Origin of the sequence: Saliniradius amylolyticus, from assembly GCF_003143555.1 — a bacterium.
GTDB classification, from domain to species: domain Bacteria; phylum Pseudomonadota; class Gammaproteobacteria; order Enterobacterales; family Alteromonadaceae; genus Saliniradius; species Saliniradius amylolyticus.
The window spans coordinates 1,220,340-1,239,984 of record NZ_CP029347.1; the positions used below are offsets into that span (position 1 = coordinate 1,220,340).

At 51.4% G+C, this 19,645-nt stretch carries 18 protein-coding genes; 14 read left to right on the top strand and 4 right to left on the bottom strand.

Going from position 1 to position 19,645, the window contains the following annotated elements:
- Positions 1-132: 132 nt before the first annotated feature.
- Positions 133-666, bottom strand: a complete 534-nt coding sequence (locus HMF8227_RS05745; protein ID WP_109339263.1) for a DUF2062 domain-containing protein — start codon at positions 664-666, stop codon at positions 133-135.
- A 52-nt stretch (positions 667-718) separates the two neighbouring features.
- On the opposite strand from HMF8227_RS05745, the gene HMF8227_RS05750 reads away from it, so the two are divergent.
- From HMF8227_RS05750 to HMF8227_RS05800, 11 genes are all read left to right on the top strand, one after another.
- Positions 719-2,971 carry a DNA internalization-related competence protein ComEC/Rec2 gene (locus HMF8227_RS05750; RefSeq protein WP_109339264.1) on the top strand — a complete coding sequence of 751 codons (2,253 nt, stop codon included), beginning with the start codon at positions 719-721 and terminating at the stop codon, positions 2,969-2,971.
- A gap of 93 nt (positions 2,972-3,064) precedes the next feature.
- Positions 3,065-4,807 carry a lipid A export permease/ATP-binding protein MsbA gene (gene msbA, locus HMF8227_RS05755; RefSeq protein ID WP_109339265.1) on the top strand — a complete coding sequence of 581 codons (1,743 nt, stop codon included), beginning with the start codon at positions 3,065-3,067 and terminating at the stop codon, positions 4,805-4,807.
- 4 nt (positions 4,808-4,811) lie between these two features.
- On the top strand, positions 4,812-5,804 hold the full coding sequence (gene lpxK, locus HMF8227_RS05760) for a tetraacyldisaccharide 4'-kinase (RefSeq protein WP_109339266.1): 993 nt from the start codon (positions 4,812-4,814) through the stop codon (positions 5,802-5,804).
- Entirely contained in the window at positions 5,804-6,010 is a 207-nt protein-coding gene (locus HMF8227_RS05765; protein ID WP_109339267.1) for a Trm112 family protein, read from the top strand. Before lpxK ends, HMF8227_RS05765 begins: the two co-directional genes overlap by 1 nt.
- Positions 6,007-6,753 (top strand): 3-deoxy-manno-octulosonate cytidylyltransferase, encoded by a 747-nt coding sequence (gene kdsB / locus HMF8227_RS05770; RefSeq protein ID WP_109339268.1) that lies wholly within the window; start codon positions 6,007-6,009, stop codon positions 6,751-6,753. The genes HMF8227_RS05765 and kdsB overlap by 4 nt, the downstream gene beginning before the upstream one ends.
- Positions 6,754-6,767: 14 nt before the next feature.
- Entirely contained in the window at positions 6,768-7,430 is a 663-nt protein-coding gene (locus HMF8227_RS05775) for an SDR family oxidoreductase (protein ID WP_109339269.1), read from the top strand.
- Between the two features lie 31 nt (positions 7,431-7,461).
- Positions 7,462-8,118 carry a PilZ domain-containing protein gene (locus HMF8227_RS05780; RefSeq protein WP_109339270.1) on the top strand — a complete coding sequence of 219 codons (657 nt, stop codon included), beginning with the start codon at positions 7,462-7,464 and terminating at the stop codon, positions 8,116-8,118.
- 3 nt (positions 8,119-8,121) lie between these two features.
- Positions 8,122-9,525: an SLC13 family permease gene (locus tag HMF8227_RS05785; RefSeq protein ID WP_420820520.1), complete on the top strand. Its 1,404-nt coding sequence runs from the start codon at positions 8,122-8,124 to the stop codon at positions 9,523-9,525.
- A gap of 186 nt (positions 9,526-9,711) precedes the next feature.
- Positions 9,712-11,124, top strand: coding sequence for a TIGR03013 family XrtA/PEP-CTERM system glycosyltransferase (locus HMF8227_RS05790; protein ID WP_420820553.1), 1,413 nt, complete (start codon positions 9,712-9,714; stop codon positions 11,122-11,124).
- 29 nt (positions 11,125-11,153) lie between these two features.
- Complete coding sequence (gene tviB, locus HMF8227_RS05795; RefSeq protein WP_109339272.1) at positions 11,154-12,425, top strand: Vi polysaccharide biosynthesis UDP-N-acetylglucosamine C-6 dehydrogenase TviB; 1,272 nt, start codon at positions 11,154-11,156, stop codon at positions 12,423-12,425.
- A gap of 26 nt (positions 12,426-12,451) precedes the next feature.
- Positions 12,452-13,507 carry an SDR family oxidoreductase gene (locus HMF8227_RS05800; protein WP_109339273.1) on the top strand — a complete coding sequence of 352 codons (1,056 nt, stop codon included), beginning with the start codon at positions 12,452-12,454 and terminating at the stop codon, positions 13,505-13,507.
- Here HMF8227_RS05800 and HMF8227_RS05805 read toward each other — a convergent pair.
- Together HMF8227_RS05805 and HMF8227_RS05810 are read right to left on the bottom strand one after the other, a co-directional pair.
- Positions 13,490-14,452, bottom strand: coding sequence for an endonuclease/exonuclease/phosphatase family protein (locus tag HMF8227_RS05805; RefSeq protein WP_109339274.1), 963 nt, complete (start codon positions 14,450-14,452; stop codon positions 13,490-13,492). The genes HMF8227_RS05800 and HMF8227_RS05805 overlap by 18 nt on opposite strands.
- The gene (locus HMF8227_RS05810) at positions 14,449-15,522 is read right to left on the bottom strand and encodes a glycosyltransferase family 4 protein (RefSeq protein WP_162558507.1); all 1,074 of its coding nucleotides are present in this window, start codon (positions 15,520-15,522) and stop codon (positions 14,449-14,451) included. The genes HMF8227_RS05805 and HMF8227_RS05810 overlap by 4 nt, the downstream gene beginning before the upstream one ends.
- Before the next feature lie 133 nt (positions 15,523-15,655).
- On the opposite strand from HMF8227_RS05810, the gene HMF8227_RS05815 reads away from it, so the two are divergent.
- Genes HMF8227_RS05815 through HMF8227_RS05825 form a run of 3 tightly spaced genes read left to right on the top strand, consistent with a single transcriptional unit; the run spans position 15,656 to position 18,594 of the window.
- On the top strand, positions 15,656-16,753 hold the full coding sequence (locus tag HMF8227_RS05815; protein ID WP_162558508.1) for a glycosyltransferase family 4 protein: 1,098 nt from the start codon (positions 15,656-15,658) through the stop codon (positions 16,751-16,753).
- Positions 16,750-17,742, top strand: coding sequence for a glycosyltransferase family 2 protein (locus HMF8227_RS05820; protein ID WP_109339277.1), 993 nt, complete (start codon positions 16,750-16,752; stop codon positions 17,740-17,742). The genes HMF8227_RS05815 and HMF8227_RS05820 overlap by 4 nt, the downstream gene beginning before the upstream one ends.
- A 51-nt stretch (positions 17,743-17,793) precedes the next feature.
- Positions 17,794-18,594, top strand: a complete 801-nt coding sequence (locus HMF8227_RS05825) for a hypothetical protein (protein WP_109339278.1) — start codon at positions 17,794-17,796, stop codon at positions 18,592-18,594.
- A gap of 168 nt (positions 18,595-18,762) precedes the next feature.
- Here HMF8227_RS05825 and HMF8227_RS05830 read toward each other — a convergent pair whose 3' ends face one another.
- Positions 18,763-19,602 (bottom strand): glycosyltransferase family 2 protein, encoded by an 840-nt coding sequence (locus tag HMF8227_RS05830; RefSeq protein WP_109339279.1) that lies wholly within the window; start codon positions 19,600-19,602, stop codon positions 18,763-18,765.
- Positions 19,603-19,645 lie beyond the last annotated feature (43 nt).

Genomic DNA, 19,645 nt, shown 5'->3' on the forward strand with positions numbered 1-19,645 from the left:
ATCCATTGCAACGAACAGGCTGAGCAATGCAACAATAGAGGTTAGCTAAGGGGAGAAGTTCCTCTATCGTTTCTCTTTGTTTTTAGACTTTAGCACCGTTTCTGGGGAGCCCGGCACTTTGGGTACGCGGTATCAGCTATCAGAAGACGCCGATTTTCGTTGTGCTCGGCGTTTATTCCAGTGTCTCACCACCGACCAGCGCCAGAGCAAATTCATACCAAAATATCCGGCCAGCCCCGCGACGATGGCGCAGATGCCGCAGCCTACCAAAAATGCCGGCCCGATGGTGCTGATGCTTTGTACCACCCAGTCCCAGCTAAGCTCAAAAGCAAAACTTTGAATTTCCTCACCCAGGGCAAAGACGCCCACCAGGTAGGCGCCGTAAAACATGGGTGGCATGGTCAAGGGGTTCGTGATCCAGACGGTGGCGACGGATAATGGCAAATTTACCCTGCAGGGAATGGCTAAGGCTGCAGCCAGCCACATCTGGAAAGGCACTGGCCAGAACGCGAAGAAAAGGCCAATACCAAAGGCGCCAGCGGCCGAGCGGCGATTGAGATGCCATAGGTTGGCGTCGTGCAATAGCGTGCCGAATACGGCCAGCGCGCGCTGTTCACGTATTTTTTGATGATCTGGTAAAAAACGTCTAATAAATTTTCTAGGCATAGCATTCTCAGAGTAGCACGACACCCGAAGGGATCTCATCGGCAAGCGCATTATGGATAGATGGCTTTTCAGTTTTATTATCGCCAACGTATCGGCCCTGATTTGGTATCAGTTGCCTCCCGTCTGGCTTGTCGCCTCAATGGGCATTACAGCCTGTGTGTGCCTGGGCCTTAAGCGTTTCATCTTATCCGGTTTGCTGGCCGGTATTGTCTGGGCGGCGAGTGTAGGCCATTGGTATGCCTCTTGGCAACTGCCACAGGTAGAGTTAGAGCAGCCGCTTTGGGTTGAGGGGCAGGTTGTCTCGGCTGCCAACGATAAACACCGAGCGCGCTTTACGCTTGAGCTGACACGTTTTAACGGGCTGTCAGTCCGTGGAGTCGCTCCTGCGTTGCGACTCAGCTGGCGCTACCCACCGGATCCGGTTTATTCGGGCCAAAACCTGCGGCTTTGGGTAAAGCTCAAACCCGCCCATGGCTCACTTAATTTAGGCGGCTTTAATTATCAGCGCTGGTTGCTGGCCAACGGCATTGTGGCCACAGGTTATGTGAAATCGGATAAGAACAACCGGTGGTTAAATAGTGAGTATCAGTGGCGACAGTATTGGGTGAATCGTCTCAAGGAGTCAGAGTTGCCGGCTAAACGCTGGCTACTGGCCTTATCGCTGGGTGAGCGAAGCCTTCTGCAGGATGAAGACTGGCAGTTGCTGCAATCATTGGGGCTTTCGCACCTAGTGGCCATTTCTGGTTTGCATCTTGGGATTGTCGCTGGTCTCGGCTATGCAGTTTTGGCCTGGGGTCTGAGTTTCTTAATGCGCCAACGCCAGTGGTTTAACGGTCACAGTGCTGCTTTACTGGGGGCTGCTGCGGTAACTCTGGGGTATGCGTACTTATCCGGGTTTCAGTTGCCGGTGCTCAGGGCCTGGTTGATGTTGGTGCTGTTCGGTGCTTTGGTGATATTCAGGCAATATTGGTCCCCGCGGCGATTCTTACTGGTGTCGGTGACGGTATTTTTGCTGCTGTTTCCACTGAGTCTCTACAGCCTGAGTTTTTGGCTAAGCTTTGGGGCCATTGTGATCATCGGGTTTATATTCTGGCGCTGGCCGACGAGGCGCCGACGTTGGAATCTGGCTAATGCAATGATTAACCTGATCAAGCTGCAATTGGGGCTCAGCGTACTGATGATGCCACTGGTGGTTTGGCAGTTTGGCGTTGTTTCCTGGCTGGCGCCGCTGGTTAATTCTCTGGCGGTGCCTGTGGTGAGCTTGCTCATAGTACCTGCCTGCTTGTTGCTGGTGGTGGGCTTGATGTTTTGGCCAAGCGGGGCTCTCGTAGGCTTTGAAGCCTTAGGGGCATTGCTGGACTGGTTGATGACTGGCGCTCAGACGTTACATCATTGGGATTTATCCAGCACATTATTGTCTCAGGTATCGGGGGCGGTCTGGCTGTGTCTGGCGTTGGCCCTGGTGTGGTTTTTGTTGCCCCCATTGCCGCTACATCGTGGTTGGGGATTGATACTCTGCCTGCCGTTAATCAGTTATCTACTGCCCGCCAAGGCCCCTTATTGGCAACTGGACTTGGTGGATGTGGGGCAGGGGCTGTCCGTTATCGTTCAATCCGGTAGCCGGGCGCTTTTATATGATACGGGGCCTGCCTATCCCAGTGGCTATAACGCGATCGACAGTCATGTATTGCCGTTGCTGCATCATGAAGGAATTACCCGGCTTGATCATGTGTTTATCAGTCACAGCGATAATGACCACAGCGGCGGACTGGATATATTACGTTCCCATATGCCGGTAGCTCAGTTATTAACGCCGGAGGATAATTGTATCAGGGGCTGGCAGCAGCAATGGCAGGGACTGACCTTAAGGGTGTTATGGCCACCGGGGCCGGTGCACGACAGTGATAATGCAGACTCCTGTGTCCTTAACATCACAGGGCCAAACCACAGTGTTCTGTTGACCGGTGATATTGGTAAGACCGAGGAACTGGCGCTGCTGTCTGGCGCGAATGAGGTATTGGACGCTACCGTTTTGCTGGTGCCGCACCATGGCAGTAATACCTCATCAAGTCATAGTTTTATTATTAGGGTATTGCCCGAGCTGGCTTTGTTCAGCGCTGGCTTTGCCAATCGCTGGGATTTTCCTCGGGCTGGGGTGGTACAGCGCTATCGGCAGCAGAATATTAACACCCTCAGCACCCATCGACAGGGACAGATCCGGCTAAGATTTTACCCGGACGGGAGATGGCAAGTCTTGACCTATCGCCGTGATCTGGCGCCTTACTGGTACCACCCCCGGCGCTGATTAGCTAACAGTTGGGGATTAGGGCTATGGCGGTTACAATAGACGCTATCTTGCCCATCGTCCGGGCGTATCGGAATAATAATAGCGAATTCAATGACAAAGACTGCCCCTGAAGAGTCAATAGTAAGGCGATTTTTACATTACCAGAGCGATTTTAAGCTGGCATTTGCCGTGGCCATCGTCGGTATGATTGGGTATTCGGCGCTGGATGCCTGGGTGTTTTCACAGCTTAAGCCGTTGATCGATGAGAGCCTGGTTAACGGCAAGTACGAATATCTGCGTATGGCTGCTTACTTTGTGGTCCCCGTTTTTATCTTACGCGGTCTGTTTAACTTTATGGGTGCCTATACGTTGTCTTGGATCTCCAATCAGGTGGTCATGCGGATGCGCCAGCAATTGTTTGAGAAGTTTATGCACCTGCCGGTGGCCTTCCACGATAACCACTCCTCCGGAAAGATGATTTCCAAGGTGATCTATGACACCGAGCAGGTTACCAACGCTGCCGGTAAGGCGTTACTGGTGCTGGTGCGAGAGGGCGCACTGGTTATTGGGCTGCTAACGGTGATGTTTTACTACTCCTGGCGTCTGTCGCTGATCTTCTTGCTGATAGGTCCGCTGGTGGCGGTGATCGTATCGGTGGTCAGTAAGCGTTTTCGGGTGGTCAGTAAGAATATTCAGTTGGCCATGGGAAGCCTGACCAATACGGTAGAGCAGGTGATCAAGGGACATAAGGTGGTACTGATGTTCGGCGGGCAGAAGCTGGAAGCCGAGCGTTTTAATGAGCGAAACAATCGCAACCGCCAGCATAATATGAAGCTTATCGTCTCGCGTATTCTTAGCGAGTCGTCGATCCAAATCATCGCCTCAGTGGCGTTGGCAGTGGTGCTGTATATCTCGAGCTTGCCACAGATGCTGGAACAGCTTACCGCCGGTATTTTTACCACGGTAGTGTTTTGTATGACCATGTTATTAAAGCCGTTAAAGCAATTAACCACGGTCAACAGTCAGTTCCAGAGAGGGATGGCAGCCTGTAGCAGTATTTTTGAGGTATTGGACGAGCAGCCAGAGGTGGATCGTGGCACAAAGTCGCTGGAGCGAGTTAAGGGTGAAATTCGTTTTGATGAGGTAACTTTTTACTATCCAAATAAATCTCAACCGGCCTTAGAGAACGTTAGTTTTCATGTGCCGGCCGGCACTACCTTGGCTCTGGTGGGCCGTTCAGGCAGTGGTAAATCGACGATTTCTAACTTGATGACGCGCTTTTACAGCGCCACGGAAGGGCAAGTGAACATTGACGGCAATGCCATTGACGATATTCGTTTGCAGGATTTACGACGCCAGTTTGCGCTGGTGTCTCAGCATGTCACGCTCTTTAACGATACGATTGCGAATAATATTGCCTATGGCGCCAAGCAACAGGTGAGCCGCGAGCAGATCATCGAGGCGGCTCGGGTGGCCCATGTTATGGAATTTGCAGATGAATTACCGGAGGGACTGGATACAATGGTCGGCGAGAATGGCCTGATGCTCTCCGGTGGTCAACGTCAGCGAATCGCCATCGCTCGGGCTATCTTACGTGATGCGCCCATATTGATTCTGGATGAAGCCACCTCGGCACTGGATACTGAATCGGAGCGTTTGATTCAGGATGCGTTGGAAAAACTGCAACAAGATCGCACCGCCATTGTGGTGGCGCACCGTTTATCGACCATCGAGAACGCTGACCAGATCCTGGTGATGGATCATGGCCAGATTCAGGAGTCGGGCACCCATCAGAGCCTGCTTGAGGCCGATGGAATCTATGCTCAGCTTTATAAGATGCAATTTAAGGGCTAGGGCGATGAACTGGTTAGAAAAAGGCTGGTATCAGGGCTCGTTCTGGTTGTGGTTACTGGCTCCTCTGGCACTCGTATTTTGGTTGTTGTCCGCCTGTCGACGCTGGGCTTATCGTCAGGGGCTGAAAAAGTCCTGTCGTGTATCGGCACCGGTTATTGTAGTCGGTAATATTACTGTTGGCGGAACGGGAAAAACGCCAATGGTGATCCGCCTGTGCCAGTGGTTACGCCAGCAGGGCTATCACCCTGGCGTGATCAGTCGTGGCTACGGTGGAAAGGCACCCCACTACCCGTTAACGGTTGCCAAAGACAGCAACCCGAGAGTCGTAGGTGATGAGCCGTTGCTGATCCGCCAGCATCTGCCGTGCCCTCTGGTGGTGGATCCGGATCGGGTGCGCGGTGCCCAATATTTAGTGGAACAGCATCGCTGCGATGTGATTGTCTCTGATGATGGTTTGCAGCACTACCGGTTACAACGGGATATTGAAATTGTGGTAATCGATGGTCAGCGGCGGTTGGGTAATGGGTATTTGTTGCCAATGGGGCCACTCAGAGAAGGAGCCTGGCGTCTTTCGCAGAGCGACTTTGTGGTCGTCAACGGTGGCACCGCCAAGGCGGGCGAGCACCTGATGACGCTAGAGTCGGGGCAACTGGTGAATGTAAAGTATCCGAACCAGACCCGTTCTCTGGCGAGTTTGAATCGGCCGGTGATGGCTGTGGCGGGGATTGGTCATCCTGATCGCTTCTTTAAGTTGCTGGAAAGTAAAGGGGTGCGTTTAAGTGAAGCCCGGGCTTTCTCGGATCATCACCCCTTCTGTGAGAGTGATCTGCCCGATGATGTGGTACTGATGACCGAAAAAGACGCAGTAAAATGCCGTCCCTTTGCCCGTTCCCAATGGTGGTATTTACCCGTGAGTGCTAAGTTAAGTGAGCAGTTTAAGCAACAACTGTTGCAACGTCTGAAAACGAATAAGCGAACTAAGGATGCAAAACGATAATGGCCTTTGATAAACAGCTTCTGGACATTTTGGCCTGCCCCTTATGCAAGGGCAAAGTGGAGTTATATGATAATGGTGAGCAACAGGAGTTGATCTGTCTGTTCGATCGCCTTGCGTTTCCCATTAAAGAGAACATCCCCGTGATGCTGGAAAGTGAGGCCCGGAACCTGACTTTGGACGAGGCTGAGCAGGTGAAAAGGGCATGAAATTTTCGGTGATCATTCCGGCTCGTTATGGCTCGACTCGCTTCCCGGGTAAGCCGCTGGCGGAGATTAAGGGCAAACCCATGATTCAGCATGTGGTTGAAAGAGCCCACGAGTCTGGTGCCGAGAGGGTCATTGTGGCCACCGATGACAGTCGAATCTCGGAGTGCGTGACGGCTTTTGGTGGTCACGTGTGTATGACGGCAAGCTATCACGAGTCGGGAACCGAGCGATTGGCGGAGGTAGTCGATAAGCTTAAGCTCGGGTCCGAGGACATTCTGGTGAATGTGCAGGGGGATGAACCGTTTATACCACCGGCTAACATTCAGCAGGTGGCAGAGAACTTATATCAGCATCGGGACGCCGAAATGGCGACCCTGGCAGTGCCTCTTAACCAAGTAGAGGAAGTGTTTAATCCTAATGTTGTTAAAGTGGTCACCGATAAGCTTGGTTATGCGCTGTATTTTAGCCGCGCAACCATTCCGTATGATCGGGCTCGTTTTATGGACGAAGACACCATTGATGAAGTTGGGGACTATTATCTGCGTCATATAGGTATCTATGCGTACCGGGCCGGATTTATTCAGCAATATGTGAATATGAGTCCGTCGGGAATTGAGCAGATCGAATCTCTTGAGCAGCTCAGGGTGCTTTGGCATGGTGAGAAGATCCATGTGGATATTGCTCGAGAAGCGCCGCCTGTAGGGGTAGATACACCAGAAGATCTGGTCCGGCTTGAGCAATAACAGGAGAATCAGTGATGGCGAATGTGGTGATTACCGGCGCGAATCGAGGCATAGGCTTGGCTATGACACAAGCTTATCTGGCGCAGGGCCATCGGGTATATGGCTTGTGTCGTGCGGCTTCAGAAGCGTTGAAGAACAGTGGCGCTGAGGTGATTGAAGGTGTGGATATTAGCGATTTTGAGCGGTTATCTCAGACTCTGGCCCCGCTACAGGGCGTGACTATCGATACACTCGTAAACAATGCGGGCATTCTGGGGCGTGAAACTCTGGACGATCTGGATGTTGCCAGCATGGAACGCCAGTTTCGGGTGAATGCGCTGGGGCCGTTGAAGCTCACCCAGGCATTGTTGCCGAATCTTAAGGCGGGCAGCAAGGTCGCTCTTATCACCAGTCGTATGGGATCAATGGGAGATAATGGTTCTGGCAGTCGGTACGGCTATCGGATGTCCAAGGCTGCGTTGAATGCCGCCGGGGTTTCACTTTCCCGGGATCTGGCCGATAAGGGAATAGCAGTGGCCATATTGCATCCGGGCTATGTGCAGACTGATATGGTTAATCATAACGGAGACGTGACGGCAGAATACTCGGCGCAGGGACTGATGCAGAGAATTGCACAACTAAACATGGAGAACTCGGGGACATTCTGGCATGCGCAGGGACAAGTATTGCCTTGGTAGTCGACAACGTGTGACGTAGTAGGAGTGGTCTTTGGATTCCATTATTAAGCGAGAACAACTGCTGCAAGACAGCCAGCTGTTGTCTCAATTTAAGATCGGCCTGAAGGTTGAGTTACAGTTGCTGGATAGCCTGAGCAACCGCCATATGACCAAATTGGTGGGGATGGTGCCGGGCAAGTATGTGATAGTTCGCTTTGACGAAGAGATGTTGCCAGCCGAAGGCGAGGCCAGAGGCTTGGTAGTGGTCTGTCGTTATATCATCGAAGATGAAATGGGGGACTGCTTTGCGTTTAAATCCCAGATTATGCAGTTAGTACGTCACCCTGACCGACTCATGTTTCTTACCTTTCCCAATGAGATTCACCGACGTGCCTTACGTTCAAGTAAGCGGGTGGCCATTAGTCTCAAGGCCAGTATTCAGCCAAAGAAAGCCAAGGCGAAAGCATTGGAGGGCACGGTTAAGGATATCTCCAATAGCGGTTGCCGCTTTGTATTTGATGCCAGTTATAAGGGAAAGAAGGTCAATCATATGCCTATTCACATCCATCTGTTTGACAGTAAATTAGGCTTGGATGAGGCCATTAGCGGTGAGATCAAAAACTCAAAGTACGATTCTCAAGAAGGTCTCAGCGTGGGCATTCAGTTTGATCAGCCTCAGCAATATCTGGATAGTTTGGGGTTGGAATAAACTTTGGAAGGGCACTTACGTAAGGCACGAGTTCGGCCCCCTTATATATTATTAGGGGCTTTATCGGCTCTAACGTTATTGGCGGTGTTGCACTGGGCCGGGCAACCTCTGATCATCAGTCTGACGGCCGCCATAACTTTGTTGACGGCCTTTTATTGGGTGACCGAAGCTCTGCCCATTCCGGCCACATCTTTGATCCCCTTTGCGGCTTTTCCTTTAGCCGGCGTGCTAGATTACAACCAGGCGGCATCGGCGCTGGGCAGTCATGTGATCCTGCTGTTGATGGGAGCCTTTATGTTGTCAAAGGCGATCGAATACTCAGGAGTCCATGGCCGGTTGGCTTACTACATGATTCGACTGACCGGCGGAACCAGCGCCAAGCGCATCGTGCTGGGGTTTATGTTGACTTCTGCACTGTTGTCGATGTGGATCTCTAATACTGCCACCACCTTGATGCTATTGCCGATGGCTATTGCGGTGTTGCAAGCAAGCAACGACAAAACGCTGTCGGTGGCTTTGCTGCTGGGTATTGCTTATGCGGCGAGTCTGGGTGGTGTGGGAACGCCGGTCGGTACGCCACCCAATATCATCTTTATCAGCATTTATAAGGAAACTCAGGGGCTGGAAATGAGTTTCCTTGAGTGGATGTCCTTTGGTCTGCCGGTGGTATTCATCGGCATTCCACTGATGGCCTTATGGCTGACACGAGGACTCTCGGGGCGGAGTGAGCTAAGGTTGCCTGAGCCTGGTCCCTGGCGAGCTATCGAAAAGCGCACGCTTTGGGTGTTTGCTATGGTGGTACTTGCCTGGATCACCCGTCCTTACTGGACTCAGTGGCTGGGCTTGAGTACGGTTGGTGACAGCACCATTGCGCTTGCCGGGGTAGTGGCCATGTTTCTGGTGCCCTCTGGTGAGTCTAAAAATGACTCGGGGCACAAAGGCAAGTTACTGGACTGGCAAACTGCCAGTGATATCCCATGGGGCATGCTGCTGCTGTTTGCCGGTGGTATTTGCATCGCCAAAGCGTTCACCCAATCGGGCCTGAGCGAGTTGATGGGCCAGTGGCTGAGCGGTTTGTCGCATCTGCCTTTGCCATTGTTGGTTCTGATTTTGTGCCTGAGTGTAACTTTCTTAACCGAAATTACCTCCAATACTGCCACCGCAACTCTGCTCATGCCGGTTTTAGCTTCAGCGGGGACGGCAGCAGGCATCGATCCTAAGTTGTTAATGATTCCCGCGGCTCTCAGTGCCAGTTGTGCCTTTATGTTGCCGGTCGCGACGGCACCCAATGCCATTATTTACAGTTCACAAAAAGTCAGTATTCAGCAGATGGCCCGTCAGGGCGTGGTACTGAATTTGCTGGTCGCCTTGATTGTCACGGCCGTTGTTGTGGTAGTGCTGGCCTAAGATTGTTGCTGTGAAACTGGCTTTGGCTTTATATCCAAAAAAATCACAAAACGCCTTGTGAGTCACTAAGTTAGGTCTATCTTTTAGTTAGTGTTTAAGAAACCATCATATTTACTGTCCACCGATTGACCCTTGGACTATTAGTATGAAATTTAGGGCACAACACACCTAAGGGATACCATGCCGCTGTCATACAGCCATCATGCACATGTGCATGCGAAAACGCGAAAGCTGTTTTTCCTGGATTTTGCCGTTCTGTTTATCGCAGTCTGGATCGGTTCTGTCGCCTATTTATCCGTAGAAACTGAGCAAGTCCGTCTGTTACCGGATATTTTCAGAGTGGAAGTCGTGTTGTTTATTCTGCTCCAGCAATTGATCCTGCTATCGCTCGGACTTTATGAGCTAAGACTGCGAGAGAGCAGCCGGGGAATCTTTCGCCGTATTCTGGTGGCCGTTGGCCTGAGTTATTTTTTAGTTGATGTCATCGTTCTCAATATCTTTCAGTTTGAGCCCTTCGACCACTACTCGGTGGCGCTGATCAGCAGCATCAGCCTGATCCTGTTGACGTTGTTCCGGGTCATTGTTTACGACAGTCAATGGCTTGGGTTTGTTAAGCGTCGTTGTATCGTGTTGGGTACCGGAGAGCGCGCGTCAATCATTGAGCAGCGCATGCGGCGCAAAGCGGATCGCCGGGACTTCGAGCTTTTGGGTTTTGTGGCGCAACCGGGTGACAAGGAGCGTTTGATAAGGCGAGAAAAAGTCTATGAGTTTGATGAGGAAGCCCTGACTTCCTTTGTCATTGAAAATGGTGTTGAGGAAGTGGTGATCGCCTGTGACCAGCGCCGCAATACGATGCCGATGGATGCCTTATTTAACTTTAAGATCCGTGGTATACAAATCACGGACATTATCGACTTTATTGAGCGGGAAACTGGTCAGATTGCTGTGACTCTCATTTATCCCAGTTGGGTGATCTACTCGAATGGGTTTCGCAGTTCTAATCATTTCCGTGAGTCGGTTGACTATTTCTTTAATGCTGGCCTGGCGTTGTTCATCCTGTTGCTCACATGGCCAATTATCTTATTAACCGCCTTGTGTATCTACCTTGATGACGGTCGTAAAACCGGCGCCAGCGTGTTGTACACCCAGGAGAGAGTGGGTGAGAACGGACGAGTGTTTAGCATCCGTAAGTTCCGTAGTATGCGGCCCGATGCCGAGAAAGACGGAGCTCGCTTTGCCAGTGAGAATGACGACAGAACCACCCGGATAGGCCACTTCTTGCGCAAATATCGAATCGACGAACTGCCGCAATTGTTTAATATCCTGCGCGGTGATATGGGGTTTGTGGGCCCGCGTCCGGAGAGGCCCGAGTTTGTGAAAAAGTATATCGGGCTTATTCCTTACTATGCGCAGCGTCACTACGTTAAGCCAGGACTGGCGGGATGGGCTCAGCTTAAATACCCTTATGGCTCCACCGATGAAGATACGCTTGAGAAGGTGAAGTTCGATCTCTATTACATCAAGCATCGCTCCATTATGTTCGATATCCTGATCCTGATCCGAACACTGGAGGTTATCGTGTTTGGTAAGGGACGTTGAGGACTCTGGATAACAACAAAAGAGGCAGCATGAAACAAGATTATGTCATTGGTGTGATTGGTTTAGGTTATGTAGGCTTGCCCCTGGCGGTGGCCTTTGGTGAGGCCTATGACACCCTGGGGTTTGATATCAGTGATTCCCGAATCCAGGCATTGCGAGAGGGGGTCGATGCGACACGAGAGTGCTCTGCCGATGAGTTGGCCAAGGCCGAGCACCTTAACTACAGCAGTGATTTGGCGGACCTGCGTCGCTGTAACTTCTATATTGTCACGGTGCCAACGCCGGTAGATAGCTCCAAGCGTCCGGATTTGTCGCCGTTGATCAATGCCTCGCAAATGTTGGGTGAAGTGATCGGTAAAGGCGATATCATTGTTTACGAATCCACCGTTTATCCCGGTGCTACGGAGCAGGACTGTGTACCCGTGGTGGAGCGAGTATCCGGGTTAACCCTCAATGATGACTTTTACGTCGGCTACAGTCCGGAGAGAATTAACCCAGGGGATAATGCTCATAAGTTCAAGGATATCAAGAAGGTAACCTCGGGGTCTACGCCAGAAGTGGCCGAGATAATCGATAGCTTGTATGCCTCGGTCGTTCGGGCGGGTACTCACAAAGCAGAATCCATCATGGTAGCGGAGGCCGCTAAGGTTATCGAAAACACACAGCGAGACTTGAACATTGCATTGATTAACGAGCTGGCCATCATCTTTAACAAGCTAGGCATTGATACCGATGATGTGCTCAGGGCGGCGGGAACCAAATGGAATTTTCTACCTTTCCGCCCGGGGCTCGTTGGTGGGCATTGCATCGGTGTCGATCCCTATTACCTCACGCATAAGGCGCAGGCTATTGGCTATCAGCCGCAGGTCATTCTGGCCGGACGCCGAATTAATGACGATATGGGCAAGCATGTGGTGCATCAGCTGGTCAAACGGATGATTAAAAAGGAGATAAAGGTATTTCACTCGCGCGCCCTGGTGCTTGGGTTAGCCTTTAAGGAAGACTGTCCTGATATTCGCAATACCCGGGTGATCGATGTGGTTCATGAAATGGAAGATTTTGATATTGATGTGGAGGTCTATGATCCTCTGGTCAATAAGCAGGCAGCCTTTCATGAGTATGGCATTGAGCTGATTGATGAGCCAACCCAGGCTGGCTACGATGTGGTTATTCTGGCCGTGGCGCATAAGGAATTCAAGCAATTGGCAGCGCAGACGATCCGCTCCTATGGTAAAGATGTGGCTGTGGTGTATGACCTTAAGCATGCATTGCCACGTGAAATGGTCGATTTGCGCCTTTAAAACTGAGGGTAAAACAGGAGCCTCCAATGGAATACGAAGCGGTGAAGGGGAAGCTGAGAGCCAACCCCAAAGTATGGCTTGTTACCGGAGTGGCGGGGTTTATTGGCTCTAATTTGCTGGAAACACTGCTTAAGCTGGAGCAAACCGTCATCGGCCTGGATAATTTTGCTACTGGTTTTCGACACAATCTGAATGAGGTTAAGTCTTCAGTGACGGCGTCACAGTGGCAGCGTTTTACTTTTATTGAGGGGGATATTGTCGATGCTGAGTTATGCCTGGAGCTGACTCAAGGTGTGGATTATGTGCTGCACCAGGCGGCGCTGGGCTCCGTGCCCCGTTCGCTGGCAGACCCGCTGACCACAAACAGAACCAATGTGGATGGTTTTCTGGCAGTGCTAGACGCGGCCCGGCAACGTCAGGTAAAGGCTTTTGTTTATGCGGCGTCCAGTTCCACCTATGGTGATCATACTCAATTGCCTAAGGTGGAGGATCAGATTGGTAATCCATTGTCACCTTATGCAGTAACAAAGCTGACTAACGAGCTGTACGCTGATGTCTACTGGCGCAACTATGGTTTTCAGTCCGTTGGGTTGCGTTACTTTAATGTGTTTGGTGCCCGTCAGGACCCTAACGGTGCCTATGCGGCGGTGATCCCCAAGTGGATAGCAGCCATGATTCAAAACCAGCCTATTCATATTTATGGTGACGGAGAGACCAGCCGGGATTTTTGTTACATCCAAAATACCGTTCAGGCTAATATTCTGGCGGCGGCCAATGAACAGTTGCCAGGTCATCAAGTGATGAATGTGGCCTTAAACGATCGCACTAGCTTGAATCAGTTGTTCGAGCACGTGCGCCAAGCACTGGCGCAAAATGGGATCGTTTATGAACAGTCTCCGCGTTATGAAGATTTTCGCCCCGGTGATGTGCGACATTCTCAGGCTGATATCAGTAAGGCAAAGCGGCTGTTGGGGTATGAACCTGAGTATCGGGTCCAGCAGGGACTGACACTGGCTATGCAGTGGTATGTACGTCGTCTCTCCGATGAGCTCCCGGAGTCAAGGTCAGGGAGTATGGGTTAACCGGGCGATAATGGGGTTATGGTCACCGCCTAGGTTTTCTAAGACAGCAGCGCTGTGTGTTTGTAACTTGTCGTTGTGTATCACGTGATCGATGGTGACGCCGTGGTAAGAGGTAAGCTTAGTATGAGCCAGTCCTCTTCCCGCCAGGGCCAGACTGTTGTTGTAGTGGCCAAGTTCGGCGCTATATAAAGGGCTTAGCCGAACCATATTGAAATCACCGGCCGCCAATCCCGGCGTGTCGGAACCAAGGAAATGTGCCACTTGCTGTGCCTGCCGCTGTCGTTCGTTGGTATTCAGCATCACATCAATATGGCTGACATCGGCCCGGAGAATATGGTTTAGGGCTTTTCTGGGCGTTTCCAGGTGCACATTCGCCAGTTGTACGGGCTTATCTGCCCCCAGTTGGTAAAACGCGACAAAGCGTCCCCAGCCGTCCAGTGCCTGGTTGCGCTCACCGCTTCCTTGATATCTTAGTGGCCAGCGGCTGACGGTGCATAGGCGAGATACGCAGTGAGTTTGCCAGGGGGCAGGGAACAGACCGGAGATTTCCTGTTCAGAGGTTTCCTGAAATGCCATCACGTCCACATCATAGGTTTCCACCATTCGCTGTAATTTTTGGGTGTCCGTCGGGCCGCCCATATTTAAGCTCAAGATCGTGACCGCTGCTGGCCTCTGGCTTGCGATTGCCTGGCTGGCTGAAAGCTTAATTTCCAAGAACACGGTTAGACTCAAGGCCAGTAAAAGGGTATTGAATAGGGTCAGCCACCAAGGTCGCCGATAGGCGATAACCACCAGTAACAGTAATAACCCCAGTGCTAATGGCCAGCGAGGGAAATAGAGCAAGCTCAGCAGCAGGGGGCGGGTGACATCATTGACGGGCCAGTTCGATAAGCTGAGCAAGGCGGCACAAAACAGCACAAAGAGCCCCTGAAGTACGTATCTCATCTTGAAATGCCCTGCTGATAAATTTGCTGGTAACAGGCTGCGGTGCGCTCAATGGAAAAATAGCGCGCCACCCACTCTCTGGCATGGATCCCCCATCGCACTAGTTGTTCGGGATTTTCTTGGATTCCACTCAGGCGGCTTGCCAGCTGGGTCGGGTTATCATAGTCCACCAGACTTCCGGTGTGACCATCTTCTACCAGCCTTGGGTTTCCGCCTACTGCAGTGGCGATGCAGGGGATTTGACGAGCCATGGCTTCTAGCATCGCAATAGATAAACCCTCAGACTGAGAGGTGACGACCAGCACATCCATAGCGTCATAAATGCGGTGGCGGTCTGACACATTACCGTGAAAATGCACCTCCATGTCACTAAGATGTGTTTGGCAAAAAGATTCCAGTTCCTGACGACAAGGTCCGTCACCGAAAACGTCCAGGGTGAATTGCTGTCGTCTTTCCGACAATGTTTCCAGCGCCTGTAGTAAGCCAATCTGATGCTTGATGGGGACTAAGCGGCCCACCATCCCGAGTCTGATCGGATTTTGGGGCTGGGGAGGGGTGGATATTTCCGGTAAAGCGATACCATTTTCGATGACCTGACATTGGCGACTTTCCCAAGGGTAAGTACTGAGAAATTGATTGCGGCCATCTTCGGAGACAAAAGTGATCTGATGCAGTCGATGACGTAAAAGATTATGCACGCGTTGCCAGCGTTTACCCGCCAGTGGAGCGGCACCATGGCGGGTATATACCAGACGCAGATGACGTCCTAAGGTAAGCAAAAATGGCATCATGGCTCTGAGAGCCGCAGGGGAGTGCACATGTAATATGGGGTTGTTGCGAGTCAGGTGATATAAGCGACGGTATTTACCCCACAAACTGCCAGTGATATGGGTGACCGGCAGTTGATGCTGACCACAGACTTCCACTAGGGGGTCTGCCGGATTACCGAAGCTGGCAATTGACACCGACATTTCTTGCTGACGTTGCAGCTCGCTGAGGTCGATGACGAATCGTTCAGCCCCGCCGACTTTAAGGCTGGATAGAACGTGTACCACATGATGTGCGTCCACTGATAACTCCTTGTTGCTGTCGTGGCGGACTGTCCAATCTGGGCTAAGCTTGGTGCAGATCCATATTGTTATTGAGTGTATAAAGCACTGGCACAGATTGCCATGCCGAAACGCTATCCTTCGAGGAGTGGGGATGGGAATACTGGAAGTGGTGCAGAGCCTGGATAAGGGCGGACGCACAGTTCGTTTTTGCGATACCGTGGAAGGGCTCCGGTCACAGGGACAGACCGTTACAGCCGTTTCGTTGAAGGCGCCGACGGTCAATATAAAGCTCGATGATGTGGTAGTCCTTCCCAGGAAGGAAGGACTAAACTGGCGATTGTTTTTTCAGTTGGCTCGCCTGATTCGCAAGCGGCGCATCTCACTGATTCATGCCCATTGTGAACTCAGTCAGTTTTACGCTGGTGTTGTGGGGCGTTTGCTGGGAGTGCCGGTTGTTGGCACCTTTCATCGTTCAGATGTGAGCCGGTATCGTCCATCAGCGTTGAATTGGGTTTTAAAGCGCTGCCTTAGCCGGTTTATTGCAGTATCTTCAGAGCGAATGGCATTGATTCAGAGCCAGCTTGATTTACCTCCCGACCAGTGTGCCGTGGTTCATGGAGGAACGGCAGTAGGGCCAGAGCCTGATGGGGAGCAGATCAGCGCTATTCGTCAGCAGTTATCACTGAACCAGGACCAGTTTGTGATTCTCAGTTTGGGTCACCTGGGCGCTATTAAAGGCCATCAGGATAGTATTCAGGCACTGGCCTTGGCTATTGAGCGAGGCTCGTGCGCGCATCTCTACATTGCAGGGGAAGGCTCTTCTGAGGAGCAACAACGGCTGTTGGAACTGACCAGTGTACTGGGGCTTAACACCAGGGTCAGCTTTCTGGGGCAACTGAATAACGCGCCGCAGTGGCTCACAGCTTGCGACATTTTTTTATTGCCATCCAGAGAAGAAGCCTTCGGGCTGGTCTTTATTGAGGCCGGGGCCAAGGCCAAACCGGTTATTGCTACCCATGTGGGAGGAATCCCCGATATTGTGATGGATCAACAAACTGGGATTTTGGTGCCACCGGCCTCTCCGGAACGCATAGCCGAGGCTATAGTTAAACTGGAAAACGATGCCGAGCTGTGCCAAAGGCTTGGGGCCGCCGCTTATCAGCGAGTGGCTACACGCTTTTCCAGGCAACATATGGTTTCCAATTACTTAGAGCAATTTCAACAACTTCAGCACGAGGCTACGCCATGAATGCGCCACAGGTCACCGTTGTTATCACGCCCCGGGATCGCTACTCTGGGATCATCGAATGCATTAACAACCTCTATCGATGCACCTCTGAGCCTTTTAAGCTCAAAGTTCTGGATTTGGATTACCCCAAGCACCTGAAAAAGAGCATCGCCGATACATTGGCGGATAAGCCTAATGCCGAAGTGATCGAACTCGGGTTGGTGATCCCCATGCAGGCCATTCGCCAAATAAGAGACAATATAGACACCCCATACACAATGCTGTTGGACAATGACTCCAATGTCACCGAGAACTGGTTACCCCCGCTGCTTGAAACAGCACGCGACGAGCATGCTGCCATAGTCAACCCACTTACCTTGGAGAAAGCTGGGGTGGATGAAGGAGCCAGTCTCAGAAACCATCTGTACACGAATGAGATTCGGATCGTTAATGTAGAGGGGCAGGACTATCTTATCGAAGATAAACACTTCCGCCGTGCCTTGCCTGAGGATATTCCAAAAGAGGTGCGTTCCTCTGAAATGTTTGAGTTGCACGGGGTGCTTTTCGACACCCAAGTGTTACAGAGCATCGAACTGCCTCAAATGGTCATTCGAGAACATATTGATATTGGAATGCAAATCAGACAGATGGGGCGCGCTATAGTGACCCAGCCCGAATCCGTAGTGATTTTCGATAACCTGGGGACGCGCATGGCCTGGTTTGACATGAAGTTTTTCTTCTTCCGTTGGGCGCCTAAGCTTACCTATCATAGCTCCCGGCTGTTTGAGTCTCGCTGGGGATATAACTTTTACGCCGAGCAGGCCATGTATCACTGGGTGTTCCGTCGGAAAATATTTTTGCTGTGTCGGTGGTTATACTTGCCGATTCCAATTGCCAATACAGTGACCCGGTTGGTGGGTAAAGTGAAGACTTTGTTCACTCCAGTTTGGGATCCGCTCTCCGACCCGGTTCAGCTTTCTCAAAACTATTACTCCCTAAAAGGTTGGTGATGGAGCAATATCCCACGGCCATAGAGCTAGTATTGCTCATAGGGAGTGCACTTGAGTCCGCTTAAGTACGCGTTTAACTGGCTCTGCTTCTGGTGGCTTTCGGCGCTGTTTCGCTCGAAAAAGGTCTATACTGTGGTAGGGCTTAGGCGCAGCGGCAACCATGCCTGCATCAACTGGCTTGCAAACGCCCTGGAGCGTCAACCGGTGAGCTGGGAGGAGCAGGACGGTTGCTTCTCGTGCTCCGTAACTGGTCGGACGGTACTGTTTAATGAGGCCAACTGGTTTGGAGTGGCTGAGCTTCTGCGAATCGTCTGGCGATATCGGCAGAGCTGGCAACAGGCCAGCTTTGTCATTATTTCGTTGGAAGACTGGCTACCGAGCGCCTGTTCTCCCTATGTTCCCAGAGGCAGTGTTTCCATTGCTGTTACACGGAGTTGCTTGAATCTCATCGCTTCACGCATTCAAAGAGCTGTGAATCAGGCCGAACAAGGCCTGGATAGAGGGGATATGCGTGTTGATAAACACTTTATCAGGCGCTTGAAATGGTTGCATGACGCCGAGCAGCACCAGTGGCTACACTGGCATTATGATGACTGGCTGGTGAATGGGGAGTATCGGTCTCGTTTCTTGCAAGCATTGATGCTGAGTTATGATCGCATGCCCGCTATCAGTAGCCAGGGAGGTGGGTCGTCCTTCAGCCACCATCAAGGTCCTCCGGATCCGGACCAGGCAAGAACCCGCTGGACTCAGGTTCGATGGCCAGAGCGTATTGTGCAGTTACTCACAGCAGAGCCCGCCTGCTCACTATTAACCCATGAGGAGCAGGCATTTATCCGTGAGTTTTTAGATTAGTTAGGAGCCCTACCGAAGCAAAGTTAACTGGCGAGTTGGTCGTTTTCGTTCCCCCGGTTCTAAGAGGCGCTTAGCAAGAAAGAATTGCCAGTTGTGCAGAGGCTCCCCATCGCGGATAAATGTCTTCTGAAGCTTTTGCGCAGTCTGAACCAGGGTCAGTCTACTCTCTCATTCATTTTGGTAAGTCAGCAGGCGACCCATCCCGGATAGGGCTTTACCGGCCAGTCCCCCTACCTTGCCACCAGCCTGACGCATGGATTGACCAATAAACTGACGACGCCAGTGTGGCACTCCTTGCTGGCTGAACAGAGTATGATGTTTGTACATAAGCTTTAGGTGGTGACGCAGCACTGTGAACCCCTGAGAAGAAATGTTGCCGTGATTGGCTCTGCGCACATAGGTCAATACCTCCGGAATAAATCCGATAGGATATCCGGCAGACACTAGCCGAATGGATAGATCATAATCTTCAGAGGTCTTAAAACGAGTATCGAACAGACCAATAGCCAACAGACATTCACGCTTAACTAAAAAGCTGGGAGGGGGAATCTGACTGCTGTGCATCAGATCTGTAACGGTTAACAGCTCCGGCTTGTTGTTATAAGTATTGAGCGGTCCTTGTTGATTAAAGGTTTGAACGCCCGTATGACAGCCTGCATAGCCAGGATGTTCCAGTAGGAAGCCCAGTTGCCGTTCGAGCTTATTGGGATGCCAGAGATCATCAGAGTCCTGAAATGCCACCCAGTGACTGCGAGCCTCCTGAATCAGTTTGTTACGGGCTCTACCCGGGCCATGTTGGTATGACAAAGGGATGACTTTTATCTGAGGTTCAAATTGAGACAGAAAGTCTCTTGACTGAGGCGTACTGTTGTCGTCGGCAACCAATACCTCATCGGGAGGAAGTGATTGTGCCAACACAGAGGCCAGGCACTCAGCAAAGTACGCCTCGGCCCGGAAAAATGGGATCAATACGGCAATACTCTTTGTATCTTTGCTCTTTTCGACCATGGTGTCCTCAGTGTTGTCATGACTTAAGAGTGACAGGTTTCTG

Bases quoted from the DNA above. Each gene is read 5' to 3' on its own strand.
- HMF8227_RS05745 (WP_109339263.1), bottom strand. From the start codon at position 666: ATGCCTAGAAAATTTATTAGACGTTTTTTACCAGATCATCAAAAAATA.
- HMF8227_RS05750 (WP_109339264.1), top strand. From the start codon at position 719: ATGGATAGATGGCTTTTCAGTTTTATTATCGCCAACGTATCGGCCCTG.
- msbA (WP_109339265.1), top strand. From the start codon at position 3,065: ATGACAAAGACTGCCCCTGAAGAGTCAATAGTAAGGCGATTTTTACAT.
- lpxK (WP_109339266.1), top strand. From the start codon at position 4,812: ATGAACTGGTTAGAAAAAGGCTGGTATCAGGGCTCGTTCTGGTTGTGG.
- HMF8227_RS05765 (WP_109339267.1), top strand. From the start codon at position 5,804: ATGGCCTTTGATAAACAGCTTCTGGACATTTTGGCCTGCCCCTTATGC.
- kdsB (WP_109339268.1), top strand. From the start codon at position 6,007: ATGAAATTTTCGGTGATCATTCCGGCTCGTTATGGCTCGACTCGCTTC.
- HMF8227_RS05775 (WP_109339269.1), top strand. From the start codon at position 6,768: ATGGCGAATGTGGTGATTACCGGCGCGAATCGAGGCATAGGCTTGGCT.
- tviB (WP_109339272.1), top strand. From the start codon at position 11,154: ATGAAACAAGATTATGTCATTGGTGTGATTGGTTTAGGTTATGTAGGC.
- HMF8227_RS05800 (WP_109339273.1), top strand. From the start codon at position 12,452: ATGGAATACGAAGCGGTGAAGGGGAAGCTGAGAGCCAACCCCAAAGTA.
- HMF8227_RS05805 (WP_109339274.1), bottom strand. From the start codon at position 14,452: ATGAGATACGTACTTCAGGGGCTCTTTGTGCTGTTTTGTGCCGCCTTG.
- HMF8227_RS05815 (WP_162558508.1), top strand. From the start codon at position 15,656: ATGGGAATACTGGAAGTGGTGCAGAGCCTGGATAAGGGCGGACGCACA.
- HMF8227_RS05820 (WP_109339277.1), top strand. From the start codon at position 16,750: ATGAATGCGCCACAGGTCACCGTTGTTATCACGCCCCGGGATCGCTAC.
- HMF8227_RS05830 (WP_109339279.1), bottom strand. From the start codon at position 19,602: ATGGTCGAAAAGAGCAAAGATACAAAGAGTATTGCCGTATTGATCCCA.